This is a genomic window from Bacillus sp. SRL543 (genome assembly GCF_984799205.1).
Genome location: NZ_OZ481794.1, coordinates 1,869,287 through 1,893,315 on the forward strand (window position 1 = coordinate 1,869,287; position 24,029 = coordinate 1,893,315).

Annotated in this window: 22 protein-coding genes; 21 read left to right on the plus strand and 1 reads right to left on the minus strand. The window is 48.0% G+C overall.

Translation table 11 applies throughout. From position 1 onward, the window contains the following. Positions 1-14 precede the first annotated feature (14 nt). From def to spoVM, 10 genes are all read left to right on the plus strand, one after another. Positions 15-500, plus strand: coding sequence for a peptide deformylase (def, locus tag AC4E8B_RS09490; protein WP_490218476.1), 486 nt, complete (start codon positions 15-17; stop codon positions 498-500). Then, entirely contained in the window at positions 497-1,453 is a 957-nt protein-coding gene (fmt, locus tag AC4E8B_RS09495; protein ID WP_490218478.1) for a methionyl-tRNA formyltransferase, read from the plus strand. The genes def and fmt overlap by 4 nt, the downstream gene beginning before the upstream one ends. Further along, entirely contained in the window at positions 1,443-2,789 is a 1,347-nt protein-coding gene (gene rsmB / locus AC4E8B_RS09500; protein WP_490218480.1) for a 16S rRNA (cytosine(967)-C(5))-methyltransferase RsmB, read from the plus strand. The genes fmt and rsmB overlap by 11 nt, the downstream gene beginning before the upstream one ends. Next, entirely contained in the window at positions 2,786-3,877 is a 1,092-nt protein-coding gene (gene rlmN / locus AC4E8B_RS09505; protein WP_490219600.1) for a dual-specificity RNA methyltransferase RlmN, read from the plus strand. Before rsmB ends, rlmN begins: the two co-directional genes overlap by 4 nt. A 4-nt stretch (positions 3,878-3,881) precedes the next feature. Next, entirely contained in the window at positions 3,882-4,643 is a 762-nt protein-coding gene (locus AC4E8B_RS09510; RefSeq protein WP_490218482.1) for a Stp1/IreP family PP2C-type Ser/Thr phosphatase, read from the plus strand. Then, entirely contained in the window at positions 4,637-6,610 is a 1,974-nt protein-coding gene (pknB, locus tag AC4E8B_RS09515) for a Stk1 family PASTA domain-containing Ser/Thr kinase (RefSeq protein ID WP_490218484.1), read from the plus strand. The genes AC4E8B_RS09510 and pknB overlap by 7 nt, the downstream gene beginning before the upstream one ends. A gap of 20 nt (positions 6,611-6,630) precedes the next feature. Then, the gene (gene rsgA / locus AC4E8B_RS09520) at positions 6,631-7,512 is read left to right on the plus strand and encodes a ribosome small subunit-dependent GTPase A (protein ID WP_490218486.1); all 882 of its coding nucleotides are present in this window, start codon (positions 6,631-6,633) and stop codon (positions 7,510-7,512) included. A gap of 1 nt (position 7,513) precedes the next feature. Further along, positions 7,514-8,158 (plus strand): ribulose-phosphate 3-epimerase, encoded by a 645-nt coding sequence (gene rpe / locus AC4E8B_RS09525; RefSeq protein WP_490218488.1) that lies wholly within the window; start codon positions 7,514-7,516, stop codon positions 8,156-8,158. Between the two features lie 73 nt (positions 8,159-8,231). Beyond that, the gene (locus tag AC4E8B_RS09530; protein WP_490219602.1) at positions 8,232-8,876 is read left to right on the plus strand and encodes a thiamine diphosphokinase; all 645 of its coding nucleotides are present in this window, start codon (positions 8,232-8,234) and stop codon (positions 8,874-8,876) included. Positions 8,877-8,980: 104 nt separating this feature from the next. After that, positions 8,981-9,061 carry a stage V sporulation protein SpoVM gene (spoVM, locus tag AC4E8B_RS09535; RefSeq protein ID WP_022543708.1) on the plus strand — a complete coding sequence of 27 codons (81 nt, stop codon included), beginning with the start codon at positions 8,981-8,983 and terminating at the stop codon, positions 9,059-9,061. Positions 9,062-9,251: 190 nt separating this feature from the next. Here spoVM and rpmB read toward each other — a convergent pair whose 3' ends face one another. Further along, positions 9,252-9,440 carry a 50S ribosomal protein L28 gene (gene rpmB, locus AC4E8B_RS09540; RefSeq protein ID WP_009795956.1) on the minus strand — a complete coding sequence of 63 codons (189 nt, stop codon included), beginning with the start codon at positions 9,438-9,440 and terminating at the stop codon, positions 9,252-9,254. Between the two features lie 314 nt (positions 9,441-9,754). Between rpmB and AC4E8B_RS09545 the strand changes: the two genes are divergently transcribed. From AC4E8B_RS09545 to ftsY, 11 genes are all read left to right on the plus strand, one after another. Continuing rightward, the gene (locus AC4E8B_RS09545; protein WP_490218490.1) at positions 9,755-10,117 is read left to right on the plus strand and encodes an Asp23/Gls24 family envelope stress response protein; all 363 of its coding nucleotides are present in this window, start codon (positions 9,755-9,757) and stop codon (positions 10,115-10,117) included. Between the two features lie 16 nt (positions 10,118-10,133). Beyond that, positions 10,134-11,816 carry a DAK2 domain-containing protein gene (locus tag AC4E8B_RS09550; RefSeq protein WP_490218492.1) on the plus strand — a complete coding sequence of 561 codons (1,683 nt, stop codon included), beginning with the start codon at positions 10,134-10,136 and terminating at the stop codon, positions 11,814-11,816. Between the two features lie 144 nt (positions 11,817-11,960). Further along, positions 11,961-14,000: an ATP-dependent DNA helicase RecG gene (gene recG / locus AC4E8B_RS09555; protein WP_490218494.1), complete on the plus strand. Its 2,040-nt coding sequence runs from the start codon at positions 11,961-11,963 to the stop codon at positions 13,998-14,000. Between the two features lie 108 nt (positions 14,001-14,108). Then, positions 14,109-14,678, plus strand: a complete 570-nt coding sequence (gene fapR, locus AC4E8B_RS09560) for a transcription factor FapR (protein ID WP_490218496.1) — start codon at positions 14,109-14,111, stop codon at positions 14,676-14,678. Positions 14,679-14,715: 37 nt separating this feature from the next. Continuing rightward, positions 14,716-15,717 carry a phosphate acyltransferase PlsX gene (gene plsX, locus AC4E8B_RS09565; RefSeq protein ID WP_490219603.1) on the plus strand — a complete coding sequence of 334 codons (1,002 nt, stop codon included), beginning with the start codon at positions 14,716-14,718 and terminating at the stop codon, positions 15,715-15,717. 33 nt (positions 15,718-15,750) lie between these two features. Next, positions 15,751-16,698, plus strand: coding sequence for an ACP S-malonyltransferase (fabD, locus tag AC4E8B_RS09570; protein WP_490218498.1), 948 nt, complete (start codon positions 15,751-15,753; stop codon positions 16,696-16,698). Beyond that, positions 16,695-17,438, plus strand: coding sequence for a 3-oxoacyl-[acyl-carrier-protein] reductase (gene fabG / locus AC4E8B_RS09575; RefSeq protein ID WP_490218500.1), 744 nt, complete (start codon positions 16,695-16,697; stop codon positions 17,436-17,438). Before fabD ends, fabG begins: the two co-directional genes overlap by 4 nt. A gap of 93 nt (positions 17,439-17,531) precedes the next feature. Continuing rightward, complete coding sequence (locus tag AC4E8B_RS09580; protein ID WP_009795947.1) at positions 17,532-17,765, plus strand: acyl carrier protein; 234 nt, start codon at positions 17,532-17,534, stop codon at positions 17,763-17,765. Between the two features lie 228 nt (positions 17,766-17,993). Then, on the plus strand, positions 17,994-18,773 hold the full coding sequence (rnc, locus tag AC4E8B_RS09585; RefSeq protein ID WP_490218502.1) for a ribonuclease III: 780 nt from the start codon (positions 17,994-17,996) through the stop codon (positions 18,771-18,773). 13 nt (positions 18,774-18,786) lie between these two features. Then, on the plus strand, positions 18,787-22,353 hold the full coding sequence (gene smc, locus AC4E8B_RS09590) for a chromosome segregation protein SMC (protein ID WP_490218504.1): 3,567 nt from the start codon (positions 18,787-18,789) through the stop codon (positions 22,351-22,353). Positions 22,354-22,433: 80 nt separating this feature from the next. Further along, complete coding sequence (gene ftsY, locus AC4E8B_RS09595; protein WP_490218506.1) at positions 22,434-23,423, plus strand: signal recognition particle-docking protein FtsY; 990 nt, start codon at positions 22,434-22,436, stop codon at positions 23,421-23,423. Positions 23,424-24,029: the final 606 nt, after the last annotated feature.

A 24,029-nucleotide genomic window follows, 5' to 3' on the forward strand; every position in this document is an offset into this window, starting at 1 on the left:
TTGGAGGCAAGAAATTGGCCGTTAGAAAAATAGTTACTTATCCAGCAGAAATACTTGAAGAGCCGTGCGAGGCGGTTTCAGAATTCGATAAGAAGCTTGTGAAGCTTTTGAATGATATGTATGATACGATGATAGAGTTTGACGGCGTCGGGCTTGCAGCCCCGCAGATCGGCATTAACAAGAGAATCGCCGTCGTTGACATTGATGATGAAAATGGGACGATCGAGCTCATTAATCCGGAAATCATTAAAACGGGCGGGGAACAGACAGGCCCTGAAGGATGCCTGAGCTTCCCCGGATTGTATGGAGAAGTGACAAGACCGTTCACGGTTAAAATAAAAGCCCAGGACAGAAAAGGAAAGAGCTTCACTATGGAGGCAGATGATTTTCTGGCAAGGGCGATTCAGCATGAAATTGATCATCTGGATGGTGTCCTGTTTACTTCAAAGGTGAACAGATATCTGGAAGAAGAAGAGTTGGAAGGGTTGGAAAGCGAATGACAAAAATCGTATTTATGGGAACGCCGGATTTCTCGGTCCCTATCTTAAAGCAATTGATATCGGAAGGCTATAATGTAATTGCAGCGGTAACGCAGCCGGACAGGCCGGTCGGCAGGAAAAGAGTCCTGACGCCCCCGCCAGTCAAGGCGGAAGCTGTGAAGCAGGGGATTCCCGTCTTTCAGCCAGAGAAAATCCGCGTAAAGGAAGAGCTGGAAAAGATCCTGGCCCTTGAGCCTGACCTGATCGTAACAGCTGCATTTGGCCAGATTTTGCCGAAGGAGCTTCTGGATTACCCTAAATACGGCTGCATCAATGTCCATGCTTCCCTGCTCCCAGAGCTGAGGGGCGGCGCACCGATCCATTATTCGATCATCCAGGGGAAAGAAAAGACGGGCATCACAATCATGTATATGGCCGAAAAGCTGGACGCAGGCGATATTTTGACACAGGCAGAGGTTGTTATCGAGGAGAATGATACGGCAGGCACCCTGTTTGATAAGCTGAGCGCAGCAGGAGCAGCACTTCTGTCAGCAACACTTCCAAAGCTGCTCAAAGGCGGGCTGGACCCGATTCCCCAGAATGATGAAGAGGCGACATTTGCTTATAATATAAAAAGAGAGCAGGAACAGGTGGATTGGACCAAGACTGGTGAAGAAATATATAACCATATCCGCGGCATGAACCCCTGGCCAGTGGCGTTTACCACCCTTGACGGGACTGTGCTGAAACTTTGGAGTTCCGGAAAAGTCAGCTTGAAGGAAAATGCCCTTCCCGGAACTGTTGTCGGGATTGAAAATGACGGCTTCATTGTGGCGGCAGGGAATATGACCGGCATCAAGATCACCGAGCTGCAGCCGGCAGGAAAGAAAAAAATGTCCGGAGAACAATTTCTCCGCGGTGCAGGCTCTTCCATGAGCATCGGCACTGTGCTGGGAGAACAGAATGGCGAATAAAAATGTGCGCGAGGCAGCGGTAGAGCTGCTGGAAGCTATCGAAAAAAACCAATCATACAGCAACCTCCTTTTGAACAGCAGCATCAGGAAAAATGAAATAAGCACTAAAGATGTCGGGCTCCTTACTGAGCTTGTTTACGGTACCCTCCAAAGGAAAATGACCCTTGATTATCAAATGGAGCCTTTCCTTAAGAACCCGAAGAAACTGGAAAGCTGGGTAAGGCAGCTGCTGCGGATCACTTTTTACCAAATGATTTATCTGGATAAAATCCCGGACAGGGCGGCTATCTATGAAGCGGTGGAAATTGCCAAGCGAAAAGGCCATAAAGGAATTTCCGGGATGGTCAATGGCGTGCTTCGGAGCCTTCAGAGACAGGGTGCCCGCAGCTTTGACGGCATCAAGGACAGTGTGGAAAGGCTGGCAATGGAAACGAGCCATCCGCTCTGGCTTGTCAAAAGATGGGTCGAACAGCTTGGATTTGACCGGGCAAAAGAAATGTGCGAGCTGAACCTTACAGCTCCTCTGCAGACAGGAAGGGTCAATCTTGTGAAGGCGAGCATGGATGAAGTCCTTGAAATGCTTGAAGAAGAAGGCTATCTTGTTGAACCGAGCCCTGTCATCCCTGAGGCAATCAAAAGCAAAAAAGGGAATCTTGCCCATTCACGTGCATTCAAGGAAGGCTATCTGACCATCCAGGATGAAAGTTCTATGCTTGCGGCATATGCCCTGGGAGCAGAAAAGGACAATCATGTTCTTGATGCCTGTGCAGCTCCAGGAGGGAAAACAACCCATATCGCCGAAAAGCTTGAAAATACCGGACAGGTTATTTCCCTTGACCTGCATGAGCATAAGGTCAAGCTTATTGCTGACAATGCCGGCAGGCTGGGGCTGTCAAATATTGAAACCCATGCCATGGACAGCAGGAATGTGCAGGAGCATTTCAAGGCTGCCTCTTTCGACCGCATCCTGCTTGACGCCCCATGCTCCGGACTTGGAGTGATGAGGCGGAAGCCTGACATGAAATACACTAAAAAAGAAGAAGATATCATGCATCTGCAGAAAGTGCAGCTCAATTTGCTGGAAGCAGTCGCCCCTTTGCTGAAGGGCGGGGGGATCCTTATCTACAGCACATGTACAGTGGATCGGGAAGAAAATGAAAACGCAGTGAGGCAATTTCTTGATTCTCACCCCGAATTCTCCGGCGATCAATCTTTAGCAGAGAGGATGCCTGAAGCAGTGAGAGCATTGACAAAAGATTTTGAACTACAAATATTGCCCCAGGACCTGGGGTCGGACGGCTTTTATATAGCCAGCCTGAGAAAGAAGGTGCAATAGTGGAAAACGTTAAAACAACAGAGAAGAAGCAGACATCCGAGCAGAAACCATCCATCTATTCATTGCAGCTCGATGAGCTGAAGGATTGGCTTAAGGAAAATAATGAGAAGGCATTCCGTGCCGCGCAGATTTTCGAATGGCTTTACCAGAAAAGGGTGGCTTCTTTCGAAGATATGACAAACCTCTCAAAAGCACTGAGAGATAAACTGAATGACACATTTGCCTTGACGACTTTAAATACACTCATCCAGCAGACCTCTTCGGATGGAACGATTAAATTCCTGTTCGAGCTTCATGACGGGTATTCTATTGAAACCGTCCTGATGCGCCATGAATACGGAAATTCAGTCTGTGTGACTACCCAGGTAGGCTGCCGGATCGGCTGTACTTTCTGCGCATCCACACTCGGTGGATTAAAACGCAATTTAGAAGCAGGAGAAATCGTTGCCCAGGTCGTAAAAGTACAACAGGCACTTGATGAAACGGATGAAAGGGTCAGCTCAGTTGTCATCATGGGCATCGGCGAGCCATTTGACAATTATGATCATATGATGTCTTTCCTCAGAATCATCAACCATGATGAAGGGCTCAATATCGGAGCACGCCATATCACGGTTTCGACAAGCGGGATCATCCCGAAAATCTACAAATTTGCAGACGAAAACATGCAGATCAATTTCGCAGTTTCCCTGCATGCGCCCAACACAGAAATCCGCAGCAGACTGATGCCGATCAACCGTGCGTATAAACTGCCGGACCTGATGGATGCCATCCGCTATTATGTCGATAAAACGGGCAGGCGCGTCAGCTTTGAATACGGCCTGTTCGGAAGCGTGAATGATCAGGTGGAGCATGCTGAGGAGCTTGCATCACTGATCAAGGGGCTGAAATGCCACGTGAACCTGATTCCCGTCAATTACGTGCCTGAAAGGGATTATGTAAGAACACCGAAGGATCAGATCTTTGCTTTTGAAAAAGCGCTGAAGAACAGAGGTGTGAACGTGACCATACGCCGTGAGCAGGGCCATGATATCGATGCAGCATGCGGCCAGCTCCGCGCGAAGGAGCGCAAAGAAGAGACGAGGTGACAGAATGAAAGCTGTCTTTATGACGGACAGAGGGAAAATCCGTCAGCATAATGAAGATAACGGCGGAATTTTTGTCAACCGCAACGGGCAGCGCCTTGCCATCGTAGCCGATGGCATGGGCGGCCACCGTGCGGGTGACGTTGCCAGTGAAATGACCCTTCTGAAGCTGAAGGAGCTCTGGGAAGGCAATGGAGGGATTGAAACACCGGAGCAGGCTGAAGAATGGCTGAGGGCCAATATCGGAGAAGTGAATTCCCTGTTGTTCGAACATTCAAAGAATAACAGTGAATGCGAAGGGATGGGGACGACCATCGTTGCCGCCATTGCGACCGGCCTGTTTGCCACCATTGCCAATATTGGTGACAGCAGGGGTTACATATTGAATGAATCAGGTTTTAAGCAGCTGACAGAAGACCATTCCCTCGTGAATGAGCTCCTCCGGTCAGGCCAGATTTCAAAAGAAGATGCAGAGCATCACCCGCGGAAAAATGTTTTGCTGAGGGCACTCGGCACAGAAGAAAAGGTACAGATGGACACCAGGACCATTGTATTTGAAGAAGAGGACCTGCTGCTTCTCTGCTCGGATGGACTGACAAACAAAGTTTCAGAGCAGGAGATGGACGAAATCCTGGCCGGGAAGAAAAGCCTCGGCGATAAGGCAGCGGATCTGATCCAGCTTGCCAATGACAACGGCGGTGAAGACAATATCACGCTGGTGATTGTCGAGTTTATGGATGCTGGCAGTTCTGGTGATACAGAATGCTGATTGGAAAAAGAATAAGCGGCCGGTATAAGATTTTGGATATGATCGGCGGCGGCGGGATGGCGAATGTTTACCTGGCGCATGATATGATCCTCGACCGCGATGTGGCTGTTAAGATTTTGCGCCTGGATTTTGCTGAAAACGACGAGTTCATCAGAAGATTCCACCGTGAAGCGCAATCGGCCACAAGCCTCGCACATCCGAATATAGTCAGCATCTACGATGTAGGCGAAGAAGATTCAATCTATTATATTGTTATGGAATATGTGGAAGGGCAGACACTTAAACAATATATCCAGCAGCAGTCACCTGTAGCGGTTGACTCTGCCCTCGATATATTGAAGCAGCTTCTTTCTGCTATTTCACATGCCCATCAGCATCATATCGTCCACAGGGACATCAAGCCGCATAACATCCTGGTTGACCGCGTCGGGAATGTAAAGATAACAGACTTTGGAATTGCCATGGCCCTGAGTTCAACGAGCATCACTCAAACCAACTCGGTGCTTGGCTCTGTCCATTATCTTTCCCCTGAACAGGCAAGGGGGGGGATGGCCAATAAGAAGTCTGATATATACTCCCTCGGAATTGTGATGTTTGAGCTGCTGACCGGCAGGCTGCCTTTTTCCGGGGAATCTGCTGTTTCCATCGCGCTTAAGCATCTCCAGTCCGAAACCCCCTCATTAAGAAGGTGGAATCCGTCTATTCCCCAAAGCGTTGAAAATATCGTTTTGAAGGCAACTGCGAAGGACCCTTTCCATCGGTATGAAAATGTAGAGGATATGGAGGAAGATATCAGGACCGCCCTCGAACCAGGCAGGATGAATGAGAAGAAATTTGCGGTGCCCGATGATGATGATGCAACCAAAGCGATTCCGGTCATTACCAGCGATCGTCCTTATCAGAATATGGACGATACACGCGTACATGAAAAAGATGATAAAGGCTCACCAGCCAATCCGGCTCCTGCTGCCAAAAAACAAAAGAAAGAAAAGAAAAAGAAGAAGTGGCCGATTGTCCTTGTATCTCTGTTTCTCTTCTTTGTTGTACTGGGAGTACTGGCCTTGACGGTCCTTCCAGAGCTGTTTCTGCCAAAAGAACTTGAGGTTCCTGATGTGGCTGGGGAAACGATTGAGGATGCCACATCAATCCTGACAAAAGCAGGCTTTGAAGTGGGTGATCCGGTCGAGATCAATGATGAAGAGGTTGAAGAGGGACTCGTAATCAAAACTGATCCGAAAGCCGGCAGGATGGCTAAGGAAGAATCCAGTGTGACGATTTATTTGAGCTCAGGAAAAGAAAAGGTTGAAATGTCAGACTATACCGGCAGGTCCTTTGAAGAGGTCGAAAGCCTCCTGGAAAAAGAGGGCTTTAAGCAAATCACCCGGGAGGACGTCAATAATGAGGAAGAGCCGGAGGGCACAATCCTCGAACAGTCCATCGATGAAGGGGATGAAGTCATTCCTGGCGAAACCGAGCTCGTGTTCACCGTAAGCAGCGGCCCGGCTCCGGTTGTGCTGAAAGATCTTACCGGCTTGAATCTGAAGGGTGTCCAGGATTATGCCGATTCAACGGGGCTGAGTATTGATACATCGAAAGAGGAATATCATGACACAGTTGAAGAAGGCCTAGTCATCAGCCAGTCACAGCCGGCAGGAACGGAGCTTGGCAAAGGTTCAAGCCTGTCAGTCACCTTCTCAAAAGGAAAGGAAGAGATCCCTCCCAAGACAGTGCCCGTAGAAATCACGATTCCCTATGAGCCTGAGGAAGAAGGGGAGCCGCAGGAGATCCAGATCCTTGTGGAGGATATGAATAATAAGATGACAGCGCCTTTTGATACATTCTATATTACAGAAGAACGCAAATATAATTTGGAACTATTGATACAGGAAGGCAGCAAAGCGTATTATAAAGTTCTTAGAAACAGTAAGCAGATCATTGATGAAGAAGTTGATTATCCCGGGAACTAAAATGAATTAGGAGTGTTTGTATGCCTGAAGGCAAAATCATTAAGGCATTAAGCGGATTCTATTATGTTCGCAGCGGCGAAAGAACTGTGCAATGCAGGGGCAGGGGCGTTTTCAGAAAAAACAAGGTTACGCCCCTTGTCGGGGACAATGTCGTATATCAGGCAGATAACGACAGTGAAGGGTATATCCTCGAAGTGAAGGAAAGAAAAAATGAACTGGTAAGGCCGCCGATTGCGAATGTTGATCAGGCGATTCTTGTCTTTTCAGCATCAGAGCCGGATTTCAGTACAGCATTGCTGGACCGATTTCTAGTATTGGTTGAATTCAACCGTATCCAGCCAGTTATCTGCATCTCAAAAATGGACTTGACTAATGAAGAAGAGAAAGGCCGGATAGAGGACTATGCTGCAGCCTACAGGGACGCAGGCTATGATGTACTGCTGACTTCCTCTGAAAATGGGATTGGGATCGAGGAGCTCCTTCCTTTCCTTGAGAGAGGGATATCTGTATTCGCCGGGCAGTCGGGAGTGGGTAAATCTTCACTTCTCAATGCCCTCAGGCCAGAGCTGGAACTTAAAACAGATATCATCTCCTCCCATCTGGGAAGGGGGAAGCATACAACCCGCCATGTAGAGCTGATTGGGATCGGCCAGGGACTGGTTGCGGACACGCCGGGATTCAGCTCCCTTGAATTCACCGATATTGAAGCAGAGGAATTGAATTTCTGCTTCCCTGATATCAGGGAAAAAAGTGAAAACTGCAAATTCCGCGGCTGCCTGCATATATCTGAACCGAAATGTGCGGTAAAAGCAGCGGTCGAAAACGGGGAAATCCCGCAATACAGATATGATCACTATAAAGATTTCCTCCAGGAAATAAAAGATAGAAAGCCGAGGTATTAACATGGTTAAGATTGCACCATCGATATTATCTGCTGATTTTTCCCGGCTGGGAGAAGAAATCAAGGATGTAGAAAAGGGAGGGGCCGACTATATTCATGTGGATGTAATGGATGGCCATTTTGTCCCGAATATTACGATCGGCCCGCTGATTGTAGAGGCGGTCAGGCCGATTACAAAACTGCCGCTTGATGTGCATCTGATGATTGAAAATCCTGATCAGTATATCGAAGCCTTCGCCAAGGCAGGCGCCGATTATATTACGGTCCATGCAGAAGCATCCAGGCATCTGCACCGGACGATCCATCTTATCAAATCTTATGGTGTAAAAGCAGGTGTGGTGCTGAATCCGGCGACACCGGCTGAAGCTCTTAAGCATATCATCCAGGATATCGACATGGTCCTTCTGATGACAGTGAATCCTGGCTTTGGCGGCCAGAAATTCATCTCATCGGTGCTCCCGAAAATCAGGCAGGTAAAAGAAATGGCCGCAGAGCAGGGGCTGGATCTTGAAATTGAAGTGGATGGCGGCGTGAATGAAGAGACGGCAAAGCTTTGTATAGAGGCAGGCGCTAATGTCCTTGTGGCCGGTTCTGCCGTTTATAATCAGAAAGACCGCGCAAAAGCTATCGCTGCACTTAGGGGATAAGAAAAAGAAAGCCAGCTGAATAATTCGGCTGGCTTTTCTTAAGCTGTTTATAGGAGAAAGGCAGGTGTCGCAGTTGATTATTCATATTCTGGCTGGAGGGCCGGCAGAGCTTCTTCCTGAACTGGTAGCTGCAGGTGAGGGGGACATCTGGGCAGGTGTGGACCGGGGAGTTTCCATCCTGCTTTCAAAAGGCATCGTCCCGCAGGCAGCATTCGGCGACTTTGATTCAGTTTCCGGGGAAGAAATGGAGCAAATCAAGGAAGCTGTAAAGGAAATCAGGCTGTTCAATCCTGAGAAAGATGAAACCGATATGGAGCTTGCCATCATCTGGGCACTGAATCAGGAACCGGAAGCCATCAAAATATATGGCGGAACCGGGGGACGGCTCGACCACTTTTTTGCCAATGTACAGCTTTTGATCGGGCCGCTCCTGAAAGGCAGAAGCACCCATATCGAGCTGATAGACAGCAGGAATATCATTTATGCCAAAGGCCCCGGCTCTTATTCTGTCATGCCATTGGAAAAGATGAAATACGTTTCCTTTGTCCCGGTAACGAGCCATATAAAGGACCTGACACTCGAAGGCTTCAAATATCCGCTGAAAGATAAATTTGTCCCGCTCGGCTCAACTCTGTGCATTAGTAATGAACTTAAATATGATTATGGTACTTTTTCATTTACCGAAGGCATAATAATGGTGATAAGGAGTCATGATTAAAAGTCTTGAACAAAGTGTACTCATCTTAATCTTTTGAATATGATGGTAATGGCGCAAAAGACGACAGAGAGAATTGCGGTTAGATGGCGAGGAGGGACATATCCATGAAGTTTTACACAATTAAATTGCCAAAGTTTTTAGGCGGACTTGTCCGCGCAATGCTTGGAACCTTCAAAAAGGAATGAAAGTGATAGATCCATAGCAGGACGTACAAAAAAAGCCACACCTTCAGCAGCATCCGGACGCCGGGTGCTGTTTTTTTTTTTAGCATGGAAGACTAACAGCAAAAGATGGGCTGGTTATCTTCATGCAGCGGCAGCTATATTCCCGTAAACAAATAAAAAAGGACATCCGGGGGATGTCCTTTTCGAGCTGTTACACTCGTTCTACTTTACCTGATTTAAGCGCTCTTGCAGAAACCCAAACACGTTTAGGCTTACCGTCTACAAGGATGCGAACTTTTTGAAGGTTGGCTCCCCAAGTACGCTTGTTTGCATTCATAGCGTGGGAACGCTTATTGCCTGAAGTTGTTTTTCTACCTGTTACGACACATTTGCGTGGCATGTATATTTCCCTCCTAACTCACAAAGCTTGAAACTATTTTTTCATGCTTTCAATTGCAATGAACATATTGCTCAATCTAAGTAATGGAAAAACAGTAACGAGTATGTTTTTCGGCATTAAAAGATACTTTAATAATTTATCATACAACCCAAACGAATGCAACACTTGTGTTGCAACCTTTCAAGAAAATTTCCTTGACATAGTATGGCGAAAGCAGCCCTATAATAAGAAAGGGGAAGTATAGCTTTTAAATTTACCTTTGATATAGTAAAATGACTTTAGTCAAGGAGCAATTTCCAAAGGGGGAACGACTCATGTCCATTGAATTAAAAACGAAATTCGGGCAAATTGATATATCTAATGATGTGATCGCTACTATTGCCGGAGGCGCAGCTGTTGACTGCTACGGCATTGTAGGGATGGCTACCAAGAACCAGATTAAGGACGGGCTTACGGATATTCTGCGCAAGGAAAACTTTACACGAGGTGTGATTGTGCGCCAGGAAAGCGAAGAAGTACATATCGATATGTATATTATTGTGAGTTATGGAACGAAAATTTCCGAGGTTGCCCACAACGTGCAATCAAAAGTAAAGTACACCCTTGATAAAACTGTTGGACTTGCCGTTGACTCGGTTAATATTTACGTTCAGGGAGTTCGTGTAACGAACCCGTAGTGAGGAGGAAAGATTTGTGTCAATTACAGTTTTAGATGGAAAGCGTTTCGCGGAAATGGTGATGCAGGGTGCAAACCACTTATCCTCTAATGCCAGATATGTAGATGCGCTAAACGTTTTCCCGGTTCCTGATGGAGATACAGGAACCAATATGAATTTATCGATGACTTCCGGAGCGAAGGAAGTCAGGAATAATGTACACGCGCATATTGGAAAAGTGGGCACTGCCCTATCAAAAGGATTATTGATGGGGGCCCGCGGGAATTCGGGTGTCATCCTGTCCCAGCTGTTCCGCGGCTTCTCTAAAGCAATTGAGCAAAAGTCTGAAATTACAGCAAGCGAGTTTGCAGACGCACTGAACACAGGTGTCGAGACCGCCTATAAAGCTGTCATGAAGCCGGTTGAAGGGACGATCCTGACTGTTGCCAAGGATTCTGCCCGGAGGGGCGTGCAAGCTGCGCAAAATGAGGACGATATTATTAAAGTCCTTGAGGAAGTCCTGAAGGAAGCGAAAGCTTCGCTGAACAGGACACCTGACCTGCTGCCTGTACTGAAGGAAGTTGGAGTCGTTGACAGCGGCGGGCAGGGACTTGTATTCGTTTACGAAGGATTTCTTGCTGAGCTGAAGGGCGAAAAGCTCCCTGACGCACCTGCCTCCCTTCCGAGCATGGATGATATGGTAAATGCCGAGCATCACAAATCAGTTCAGGGGCATATCAATACGGCAGATATTGAATTCGGCTATTGCACTGAATTCATGGTGAAGCTTGAAGAAGAAAAGCTGAATGGAAAAAGCTTTTCTGAAGATCATTTCCGTCAGGATTTAAGCCGTTTCGGTGATTCACTTCTGGTGATTGCCGATGAAGAGCTTGTGAAGGTACATATTCATTCTGAGCAGCCGGGAGATGTGCTGAGCTATGGCCAGAAGTATGGAAGCCTGGTGAATATGAAAATCGAAAATATGCGCCAGCAGCACACAAACATAGTGGGCGAGACACATACCCCGCTAAGGACCGGAGAACCTGCCAGGACAAACGAGAAGCTTGAGTACGGCATTGTAGCTGTGTCAATGGGCAGCGGGATTGCCGACCTCTTCAGAAGCATCGGCGCCCATGTTGTCATCGAAGGCGGACAGACAATGAATCCGAGCACCGAGGACATTGTTAAGGCAATAAAGGATGCGAATGCCAAAAAGATTATCATCCTGCCAAACAATAAGAACATTATCATGGCTGCCCAGCAGGCTGCAGAGGTTGCAGAGGAAGAAGTTATTGTTATTCCATCCAAAACTGTACCTCAGGGTATGGCAGCGCTGCTCACTTTCAATCCTGGTGCCGGCCTTCAGGAAAATGAAAGCGGCATGAGCGAGGCTTTAAGCCATGTCAGGACAGGGCAGATTACTTTTGCTGTACGAGACACCAGCATCGACGGCCTTGAGATCGAGAAAGAAGATTTCATGGGCATCGCTGATGGAAAAATCGTTGTCAAAGACAAGGATAAGATTGAATCGGCCAAAAAACTCCTCACCCATATGATTGATGAGGATGCTGAAATCATTACAATCCTTAAAGGCGAGGATGCATCCGAAGAAGATCTGGAAGATATTGCAGACTTCCTGGAAAAAGAATATGAGGACATCGAAGTTGAAGTGCATGATGGCAAACAGCCATTGTACGCTTTCATTTTTTCAATTGAATAGCAGTATCAGGAAATAGAAGGGGATGCCCCTTCTATTTCTATCTATGCAGGCAGGCAAAGCCCCCCAGCTTCCAAAAGATATCCCCGGATGTATCCACAGTCATATTCTCCTATAAAGTAAAATCGAAATCAGGTGATTAATAATATGTTGAACGAACCAGTTACAAGCATTAAAGGAATAGGTGCAGAGACCGCGGAAGCACTGGCAGAAATGAATATTTCGACTGTTGGCGCCCTTTTGGAGCATTTCCCGTTCCGCTATGAGGATTACCGGCTGAAAGACCTGTCAGAAGTCAAGCACGAGGAAAGGGTTACAGTGGAAGGGAAAATCCACAGCGAGCCTTTGCTTACTTATTATGGCAGGAAACGGTCACGCCTGACGATAAGAGTCCTTGTCGGCCGTTATTTGATCCAGGCGGTATTTTTTAACCAGCCTTACTTAAAAAAGAAATTTGCCATCAATGATTCTGTCACGATTACAGGGAAGTGGGATCAGCACCGCCAGATGATTTCCGCCAGTGAAATTCATCTTGGGGAGAATGCAGCTTCCAAGGACTTTGAACCTGTATACGCAGTGAAGGGCAGCATTACCGTCAAAGGCATCCGCAGGTTCATTGGGCTGGCGTTCAGCCAGTATGCAGACAGCGTTGTGGAGACACTGCCTGAGCGGCTTCTTGAGCAGTATAAGCTCTTGAACAGGAAAGATGCCCTCAGGGCGATGCATTTTCCGAATGGGCCCGAGGATTTGAAGCAGGCAAGGCGCAGATTTGTCTACGAAGAATTTTTATATTTCCAGCTTAAAATGCAGGCGCTCAGAAAATTCGAGCGCGAGCAGTCAAAAGGGATCGTCCAGAACTATGACTTGAAAAAACTGAAAGAATTCATCGGCTCGCTTCCTTTTCCTTTGACTGGAGCCCAAAAAAGAGTAGTGAACGAAATTCTGTCCGATATGAAATCCCCGTACCGGATGAACAGGCTCCTTCAGGGGGATGTTGGCTCAGGCAAGACGGTCGTAGCCGCAATCGGTTTATATGCAGCAGCAACGGCAGGATATCAGGGGGCGCTGATGGTGCCGACAGAGATACTGGCCGAACAGCATGAGAAATCGCTCAAAGAGCTCCTCGAACCGCATGGCCTGTCGTGTGAATTGCTGACAAGCTCAGTCAAAGGCAAGAAACGGAGGGAGATTCTCGCCAGGCTGGCGGAAGGGGAGATCGATGTCCTGATCGGGACGCACGCACTCATCCAGCAGGAAGTTGAATTCAAGCGGCTCGGATTTGTAATCACAGACGAACAGCACCGCTTTGGTGTAGAACAGCGCCGGGTGCTCCGTGAAAAGGGTGAAAGCCCTGATGTCCTGTTCATGACGGCAACTCCGATTCCGAGGACGCTTGCCATAACGGTGTTCGGGGAGATGGATGTATCTATTATTGATGAGATGCCTGCAGGCAGGAAGACAATCGAAACTTACTGGGCAAAGCAGGAAATGCTCGACCGGATACTCCAATTCATGGAGAAAGAGCTTTCGAAAGGAAGGCAGGCATATGTCATTTGCCCGCTGATCGAGGAATCGGACAAGCTCGATGTCCAGAATGCGATCGACGTCCACAGCAACCTGACTTTCTATTATCAGGACCGCTATAAGATCGGATTGATGCACGGGAGGCTCCATCCAGAAGAAAAGGAAGACGTGATGAAGAGGTTCAGCTCCAATGAAATCCAGGTTCTTGTATCAACGACGGTTGTTGAAGTCGGCGTCAATGTCCCTAACGCTACCATAATGGTAATCTATGATGCGGAAAGATTCGGCCTTGCCCAGCTGCACCAGCTCAGGGGAAGGGTCGGAAGGGGAAGCGAACAGTCTTATTGCATCCTCCTGGCAGATCCAAAATCAGAGGTCGGGAAGGAACGGATGAAAATCATGTCTGAAACGAACGATGGTTTTGTCCTTAGTGAAAAGGACCTTGAGCTGAGGGGGCCGGGTGACTTTTTCGGACGCAAGCAAAGCGGTGTGCCGGAATTCAAGGTGGCTGACATGGTCCATGACTACAGGGCTCTCGAAACGGCAAGAAATGATGCATCTAAGCTGATACAGTCCAATGTTTTCTGGGAAAGCCCGGAATATAAGATGCTGAGGGAATATCTTGATCATACGGGCGTCTTTCAAGGAGAAAAGCTTGATTGAAGCCGGAAGCAGACGGAGTCGGGACGGAAAAGTTCTGCCTTGCGCTCTGCTTTTTTTTTATATATACTACTATTAGTACCTAGTCTTAATATCTCGGCGGTGGAGGATATGAGAAAAAACAAAAAAGAACGCCAGCAGCTGCTGGTTGATACAATAAAGGACAATCCCTTCATTACAGACGAAGATTTGGCCGACCGGTTTTCAGTCAGCGTCCAAACCATCCGGCTCGACCGTCTCGAGCTTTCCATTCCCGAGCTTCGGGAAAGAATCAAAAATGTTGCGGAGAAATCCTTCGAGGATGAAGTCAAATCACTTCCCATCGATGAAGTCATCGGGGAAATCATTGACATAGAACTTGATCATACGGCCATTTCTATATTTGACGTAAAAGAAGAGCATGTATTCAAAAGGAACCGGATCGCCCGCGGACACCACCTTTTTGCACAGGCCAATTCACTGGCTGTAGCTGTCATAAATGACGAGCTGGCACTGACGGCTAAAGCAAGCATCCAGTTTACCCGCTCAGTGCACCAGAATGAGAGGGTAATCGCAAAAGCAAAAGTCGTTAAGATCGACAACAGCTCTGGCAGGACACTTGTAGAGGTTTCAAGCTTTGCGAACAATGAACTGGTTTTCAAAGGCGAGTTCGACATGTTCCGTTCCCATAGAGAAGCATGAAAATAATCCGTTAACAAGCAGGGGATGATGCAGAATGATGAAGATAGCGATAGATGCAATGGGCGGAGACAACGCCCCAAAGGAAATTGTACTCGGGGCCATGAAGGCTGCAGCAGAATTCAAGGACATACATATTACACTTGTCGGTGACGAAAAGAGAATCAGGGAGCATCTCGCAGAGAGTGAGAGGATTGAAATCATCCATACAGAAGAGATGATCCTTGGAACCGATGAACCAGTCAGGGCTGTGCGGAGGAAGAAGGATGCTTCTATGGTCCTCGCTGCCAGGCAGGTCGCTGATGGCAATGCAGATGCATGCATTTCAGCCGGCAATACGGGCGCACTGATGGCAGCAGGATTATTCGTTGTAGGAAGAATCGAGGGCATTGAACGGCCGGCATTGTCGCCGACACTGCCGACAATAGATGGCAAAGGATTCCTTCTGCTTGATGTAGGTGCGAATGTTGATGCCAAACCTGAGCATCTCCTGCAATATGCAGTCATGGGTTCGATCTACTGTGAAAAAGTCAGGGGCATTTTAAATCCCCGCGTCGGCCTGCTGAATATCGGCACAGAAGAGAAAAAAGGAAATGAACTGGCCAAAAATGCATATAACCTGATCAAGGATGCCGGACTTAATTTCGTAGGCAATGTAGAGTCGAGGGATCTTCTCGAAGGTGCGGCAGATGTGGTCGTTACCGATGGCTTTACAGGAAATATGGTTCTGAAGACAATAGAAGGCACTGCCTTAGCCGTATTTAAAATGATGAAAGAAGCGATGACAGGCAGCCTGAAGAGCAAGCTGGCAGCAGCAGTCCTGAAGCCGGATCTAGTGCAGCTTAAATCAAAGATGGACTACTCGGAGTACGGAGGGGCAGGGCTGTTCGGGCTGAATGCTCCAGTCATCAAGGCCCATGGGTCCTCTGACCGCAATGCGCTTTACAGCGCAGTCAGGCAGACCCGCGAGATGGTTCAGAATAATGTAGCGGAAACAATTAGAGCAGCTGCGGAAAAGCTGCCGGGAACAGGCAGGGAATAGCCTGCAGATTTCTTTGAAAAGGAGAATCGAAACATGGGGAAAATCGCATTTTTATTTCCTGGCCAGGGCTCACAGACTGTCGGCATGGGAAAATCTTTGGCAGAATCAGATGATAAAGTAAAAGCTGTCTTTGATCAGGCAGACCAAAAACTGAATGAGAAGCTTTCAAACCTGATATTTGAAGGGCCGCAGGAGACACTGACATTAACGGTCAACGCCCAGCCGGCTCTTTTAACGACAAGCATTGCCATTCTTGCGAAGTTCCGGGAGTCAGGACTCAGAGCTGATTATACAGCCGGGCACAGCCTTGGTGAATATACTGCGCTTGTCGCTGCAGGCAGCATCTCTTTTGAAGACGCGGTGCATGCGGTAAGAAAAAGAGGCGAGTTCATGGAAGCCGCGGTTCCAAACGGCGAAGGCACCATGGCAGCTGTCCTTGGCCTTGGAAGGGAAGAACTGCGCGCTGTGACAAAAGAAGTTTCACAGGAAGGTTTACCTGTGCAGCTGGCAAACCTGAATTGTCCGGGCCAGATTGTCATATCCGGCTCCAGGCAGGGTGTTGAGCAAGCTTCAGCAAAAGCGAAAGAAGCAGGCGCTAAGAGGGTCCTTCCGCTTGATGTCAGCGGACCGTTCCACTCATCTCTCATGAAGCCGGCAGCAGAGAATCTGCGGGATGTCCTGGACAGCATCACGGTTTCTGATGCACAAATACCAGTCATCTCCAATGTTAGTGCTTCAGAAATGACAGAATCTGGGGATGTTAAAGAAAAGCTTGTCCAGCAGCTCTATTCCCCGGTGCTGTGGGAGGATTCCATCGAAAGGATGATCGGCCTTGGAGTCGATACATTCATTGAAATCGGCCCCGGAAAAGTTTTATCAGGGCTTGTGAAAAAAGTAAACCGCTCAGCCAAAACATATGCTGTTTCAGATGAAGCAAGCTGTGCGGCTGCAGTAGAGGCATTAAAGGGGGAGCAGCAATGAAGCTGGATGGCAAGTCAGCGATCGTAACAGGCGCTTCCAGGGGAATTGGCCGCGAAATTGCATTGGAGCTTGCGAGGCAAGGAGCCAATGTGGCAGTCAACTATTCCGGAAGCGAGGCAAAAGCGAACGAGACTGTTGAAGAAATTAAGGCGCTCGGCCGTGACGCCTTTGCTGTAAAGGCAGATGTATCGGACAGTGAGGCTGTAACAGCCATGATGAAAGAGACAATTGAAAGATTCGGAAGCATTGATATTCTTGTCAATAATGCCGGCATCACCCGCGATAATCTGCTTATGAGAATGAAAGAGGAAGAATGGGATGAAGTCATCAGCATCAATCTCAAAGGTGTCTTCCTTTGCACGAAGGCAGCAACAAGGCAAATGATGAAGCAGCGCAGCGGCAGGATCATCAATGTATCTTCGATTGTCGGTGTAAGCGGCAACCCTGGACAGGCCAACTATGTTGCTGCGAAGGCAGGCGTCATCGGATTGACAAAGACTTCTGCAAAAGAGCTGGCTTCACGGGGAATCACCGTAAATGCAATTGCCCCTGGCTTCATCTCTACTGATATGACGGACAAGCTCAATGAAGAAGTGAAGAAGCAGATGCTGTCAGGAATCCCGCTGGGACGCCTTGGCGAACCTACAGACATTGCAAAGGTGGCCTTGTTCCTGGCTTCGGAGGACAGCCGCTATATGACAGGGCAGACCCTTCATGTTGACGGCGGAATGGTGATGTAGAGCCTCTTCTGCAGATAAAAGAAAAAATTGTTAGGCTGGACATTTATTAATCCGCAAAAATGCTCTATAATGTCTTGAGGGGAGGTGACAAGCATGGCAGATGTGTTAGAACGTGTAACAAAGATCATCGTAGATCGTCTTGGTGTTGAAGAGTCTGAGGTAACATTGGAAGCTTCTTTCAAAGAAAATCTTGGCGCAGATTCCCTGGATGTAGTTGAACTGGTTATGGAACTGGAAGATGAATTCGATATGGAAATCTCTGACGATGATGCAGAAAAGATCGCAACAGTCGGCGACGCTGTGAATTACATAAAAGCTAATGTGTAATCGTTAGATTGAGCAAAGCTCCGTTTTGAACGGGGCTTTCTTCTATAAAGGCGGATACAGGGATGATTCACATGCCGGCAGAGCCCGCGCTCCTGATGAATCGGCCCATTGGTCCAATAGGCTGGAAGCTGCCTGGAATATTCAGGATGCTTTCAGGTTTTTTTGCGTTTTTAAGATTTATTACGTAAACTGATAATGTATGTAAACTATTAGCAAGGTGGAGGCAATATGCGCAAGAACAATAAAGACCAAGAGAAAAAAGCATACCGCGCGGCAGAAATGCAATTCAGGGAATTCCAGAAGCAGATCGGGATTTCTTTTGAGAATGAAAAGCTGCTGAAGCAGGCTTTTACACATTCATCGTATGTGAATGAGCATCGGAGAAAGCCGTATGAAGATAATGAACGGCTGGAATTTTTAGGGGACGCCGTACTTGAACTGACTGTATCCCAATTTTTATACAAGAAATATCCCATGATGAGCGAGGGAGAGCTGACAAAGCTGAGAGCTGCAGTCGTCTGCGAGCCCTCTCTTGTTGCTTTTGCCAACGAGCTTGAGTTCGGAAAGCTCGTCCTCCTCGGAAAAGGGGAGGAAATGACTGGCGGAAGAGAGCGCCCTGCCTTGCTTGCTGATGTGTTTGAGGCGTTTATAGGTGCGTTATACCTGGAAAAAGGGATAGATACAGTCATTGAGTTCTTAGAACAGACGGTTTTTCCAAAAATCAATTCGGGTGCTTTTTCTCATGTGATGGATTTCAAAAGCCAGCTTCAGGAGCTCGTCCAGCGTGATGGTGCAGGTTCAATTGAATATAAAATCCTTCAGGAAAAAGGCCCTGCACACAGCAGGGAGTTTGTCTCGCGTGTTTCCTTGGCCGGGAATGAACTTGGCACCGGGACAGGCAGATCGAAAAAAGAAGCAGAACAGCATGCGGCCCAGATGGCGCTGGAGATTTTAAAATCCCATCTGCAGAATGACCCATCATCCCAAGAAAATCAACCGAGAAGCTAGGAGGGATATAGCAGTGTTTCTGAAACGGCTAGATATAGCAGGCTTCAAATCCTTCGCCGAGAAATCCTCAGTCGATTTTGTCCCGGGTGTGACAGCTGTTGTCGGCCCGAATGGGAGCGGCAAAAGCAATATTACAGATTCCATCCGCTGGGTGCTTGGCGAGCAGTCCGCAAAGTCCCTGAGAGGATCGAAAATGGAGGATATCATCTTTGCCGGGAGCGACAGCAGGAAATCGCTGAACTTTGCAGAGGTGACATTGACCCTTGATAACGAAGACCAGTTTCTCCCGCTTGATTATAATGAAGTGAGTGTAACGAGAAGGGTCTACCGCTCAGGGGACAGTGAATTTTATATTAACAGCCAATCGTGCCGATTAAAGGATATCATCGACCTGTTCATGGATTCCGGCCTTGGCCGGGAGGCATTCTCCATTATAAGCCAGGGGAAAGTCGAGGAAATCCTGAACAGCAAGGCAGAAGACCGGAGGAGCATTTTTGAAGAAGCAGCCGGTGTCCTGAAATATAAAACAAGGAAGAAAAAGGCAGAGGCCAAGCTTTTTGAAACCCAGGAAAATCTGAACAGGGTGAATGATATCGTCTATGAGCTCGAAAGCCAGGTAGAGCCGCTGAAGATACAGTCTTCCATCGCAAAGGACTTTCTGCAGCAAAAAGAAGAGCTGGAAAAAATTGAAGTTGCCCTGACTGCCTTTGAAATTGAAGACCTTCACGGAAAATGGGAAGCTCTTTCCGCCGTGCTTGAAAAGCTGAAAAAGGAAGAAGAAGCTTTGGGCGGTGCGATCGGTGAAAAGGAAGCTGAAATCGAAGTGGCAAGGGCAGGCATTGCAGATCTTGATGAGTCCATCAATGATCTGCAGGGTGTGCTGCTTAGTGCCAGTGAGGAGCTGGAAAAGCTTGAGGGCAGGAAAGAGGTCCTAAAGGAACGAAAGAAAAATGCTTCTCATAATAAAGAACAGCTGAAGAGAAACATAGAAGAGCTGGGGGCAAAGGAAGCTTCTCTTAAAGAAAGAAAAGCAATGCAGCAGGGAATTGCCGATGTTCTTCAGAAAGAGGCAGCTGAGCTTCAGAAAAAGCTGAGAGAAAAACAGGCTGAGCTGAAACTTTATAGTGAAAATACAGAAGAAAAAATCGACTCCCTCAAGAGTGATTACATTGAATTGCTGAACAGGCAGGCTGCTTTTAAAAATGAATTTCAATATATCGGCCAGCAGCTGGCCCAGCAGGGAGCAAGATCAACCCGGCTTGAGTCGGACAATGAAAAGTACCTAGCAGAACGAAAGCAGATAGAAGACCAAAAGAAAGAAATCATTGGCAGGCTTGAAAAGATACAGAGCGAGCTTGAGGAACAGGTCCGCCTTTTCAAGAATGAGCAGGCCAAGACCGAATCGCTGAAAACGAACTATCAGAAGCAGGAAACCACTCTTTACCAGGCTTATCAGTATCTGCAGCAGGCCAAGTCCCGCAAAGACATGCTGGAAGAGCTGGAGGAGGACTATTCAGGCTTCTTCCAGGGAGTCAAAGAAGTGCTGAAGGCAAGGGGCGGTGCGCTCAAGGGCATTGAAGGGGCGATTGCCGAGCTGATTGCGGTGCCGAAGCAGTATGAGACTGCGATTGAAACCGCTCTTGGTGGCGCGATGCAGCATGTTGTGGTAGCGAACGAAGAGAATGGCCGCAGCGCCATCCAGTTCCTGAAAAAGCATTCATACGGCCGGGCGACCTTCCTGCCGCTGAACGTCATTAAAGGGAAGTCGCTGTCACAGGGCCAGCTGCAATCGCTAAAGCAGCATCCATCCTTTATCGGTGCTGCAGCTGACCTGGTATCTTATGATTCAAAGTATGAAGAAGTCATCAGAAACCTCCTCGGCAATGTCATAGTTTCAAAGGATCTAAAGGGAGCCAATGAAATGGCAAAGATCCTCCAGTACAGAAGCCGGTTTGTCACAATGGAAGGCGATGTTGTAAATCCGGGAGGAAGCATGACAGGCGGCGCCGTCAAGCAGAAGTCTTCTTCTTTGCTCAGCCGGAAGACAGAGCTGGAAGAGCTGAAAGAACGTTTGGCAGAAATGGATTCCAAAACGCAGCTGCTGGAAGAGCAGGTTAAAAGGGTCAAGGGAGACATCAAGAAACAGGAAGAATTGATTGAAAGCCTGCGCAGGTCCGGGGAAGAACTGAGGCTGAAGGAAAACTCCCTGAAGGGCGATCTCCGGGAAGTTGAAATGGCTGAGAAAAACATCAATGAACGCCTATCCTTATATGATATGGACAAGTCGCAATCTGCCGAAGAGTCGCAGAAGCTTTCAGCCAGGAAAGCTGAACTCGAGCTTGAGCTTGAAAAGATGCAAAAAAGCATCTCAGGCCTGGAAGAGGAAATCGAGGTCCTGACACAGCAGAAAAACACCAGGATGACCTCCAAGGAGACGCTGCTTGATATGATTGGCGAGCTTAAGATCACACTGGCGTCCAAGAATGAGCAACTGAACTTCGCTAAAGATACTTTCGCAGCCATTGAGGGGGATCTGGCCGAAACATCCGAAAAGCTTCAGACCTATAAAGAAGACTTGTCGCTGCTGTCATCAGAGCTGACCAGCAGTTCTTCCGGCGAAGAAGTGCTTGAGGAAGCGGCAAGGAAAAAGCTGAAGGACAAGCAGGAAGCCATCGACTTTATTTCTTCCAGGAAAGAAGAGCGCCTTAAGCTGCAGGAAACACTTGAAGACCTGGAGCTGTCAGCGAAGGAGCTCCGCCGCCTTCATAAAGGGATGACTGAGAGCATGAAGGATGAGGAAGTGCGGCTGAACAGGCTGGATGTTGAACTCGATAACCGCCTGGCCCATCTCAGGGAAGAATATCTGCTGACCTTCGAAGCGGCCAGGGAGGAGTATCCGCTCCGCATCCCTGCTGATGAAGCGCGGAAAAAGGTCAAGCTTATCAAATTGTCCATCGAGGAGCTTGGGACAGTGAACCTCGGATCCATTGAGGAATATGAACGCGTATCAGAGCGCTATGAATTCCTTTTGGCACAGAAAGATGATTTGCAGGAAGCGAAGGACACTCTTTTCCAGGTGATTGATGAAATGGATGCTGAAATGAAAAAAAGATTTCAGCAGACATTCGAAGGAATCAGATTCCATTTTGAATCTGTCTTTCAGGCGCTGTTTGGCGGAGGCCGGGCAGATCTGAAGCTGACGCAGCCTGATGATCTCCTGAATACAGGAGTTGACATTGTCGCCCAGCCGCCAGGGAAGAAGCTGCAGAATCTGGGGCTCTTATCAGGCGGGGAGAGGGCGCTCACGGCAATCGCGCTGCTATTCTCAATTTTGAAGGTGCGCCCAGTGCCATTCTGCATCCTCGATGAAGTAGAGGCTGCGCTCGATGAAGCCAATGTCCAGCGCTTCAGCCAATATCTGAAGAGATATAGCGAAGAAACACAATTCATCGTCATCACCCACCGCAAAGGGACGATGGAAGAAGCTGATGTCCTGTATGGTGTAACGATGCAGGAATCAGGTGTTTCAAAGCTAGTCTCAGTCAGGCTTGAAGAAACACGCGAGCTTGTCCCGCAATAGACAGGCAAAATCTGCCGGAGAAGGGGATACCCGCCCCTTTCCCGGCGATACATACTGAAGATTGAGAAGGAAGTGAACAAATGAGTTTTTTTAAGAAACTGAAAGATAAAATTACGAAGCAAACCGATACAGTGACTGAAAAATTTAAAGATGGCCTGACCAAAACGAGGGATAATTTTTCCGGCAAGGTCAATGATCTTGTTGCGAGGTACAGGAAGGTCGATGAGGACTTCTTCGAAGAGCTCGAAGAAATCCTTATTCAGGCTGATGTGGGCTTTGACACGGTCATGGAGCTTGTTGAAGAGCTGAGAATGGAAGTGAAGCGCAAAAACATACAGGACCCCCAAGGTGTGCAAAGCATCATTTCCGAGAAGCTGGTTGAAATATATGAGGGGAGCGGGGACGCATCTTCCGCTTTGAATATCCAGGAAGGCGACCTGACAGTCATCCTGTTCGTCGGTGTGAATGGGGTCGGCAAGACAACATCCATCGGAAAGCTGGCGCATAAGTTCAAGCAGGACGGAAAAAAAGTGCTTATGGCCGCCGGGGATACTTTCCGTGCAGGGGCAATCGAACAGCTTGAAGTATGGGGCGACCGGGTCGGCGTCGAAGTCATCAAGCAGGCAGAAGGATCTGATCCGGCCGCTGTAATGTTTGATGCCGTCAGGGCGGCGAAATCAAGGAATGCAGATATCCTTCTTTGCGATACCGCTGGGCGCCTGCAGAACAAGGTCAACCTGATGAAGGAGCTTGAAAAAGTCAAGCGGGTGATTGAAAGGGAAATCCCTGGCGCCCCGCACGAAGTATTGCTCACCCTTGATGCAACAACAGGGCAGAATGCCATGATCCAGGCTAAAACCTTCAAGGAAGCAACTGATGTGAGCGGAATCGTCCTGACAAAGCTCGATGGAACCGCAAAAGGCGGCATCGTGCTGGCCATCCGCAAGGAACTTGACATCCCCGTCAAATTCGTCGGCCTCGGAGAAAAAATGGACGACCTCCAGGAATTCGACGCAGAACGGTATGTCTACGGACTATTCGCTGAAATGGTAGAGAATGCGGAAGAGTAAACGTTAAGAGATCAGCAGCTGCAAATGCAGCTGCTTTCAGTTTGGAGAAGAAGGATACGGTTTAAGTTAGCATCCTATTGAAAAGTTTTTTAGAGCTACCCTTCTCCTTTTATTTAATAAGCACAAACTTGCTGCAAAAAAATTGGAACACGTTGATTGGAGTGGAAGGCACGAAGACTCCTGCGGGAGATAGCGGAAAAGTTGAGACCCCACAGCGCGCAGCGCGAGGAGGCTCAACTCCGCCCCGCGGAAAGCGAAGTGCCTGGAGCGGAAATCAACACCCCCTTGTTCAGAAAGGTAACTCATGTGCTAGTGAAAAAGATTGGAAGACCTCCCTTCTTAAATTGCTCGCCTGCCTTAAAATTGTAAAAAACCAGTTGATTGGAGTGGAAGGCACGAAGACTCCTGCGGGAGATAGCGGAAAAGTTGAGACCCCACAGCGCGCAGCGCGAGGAGGCTCAACTCCGCCCCGCGGAAAGCGAAGTGCCTGGAACGCAAATCAACACTCCTTATCTGCAAAGTATCCTAGTTCTAATAATTTGACAGCCTGCAAAATACAGGCTGTTTTTTTGTGCTTAAAATTGGTCTTTTTTCTCATTCCTTGTA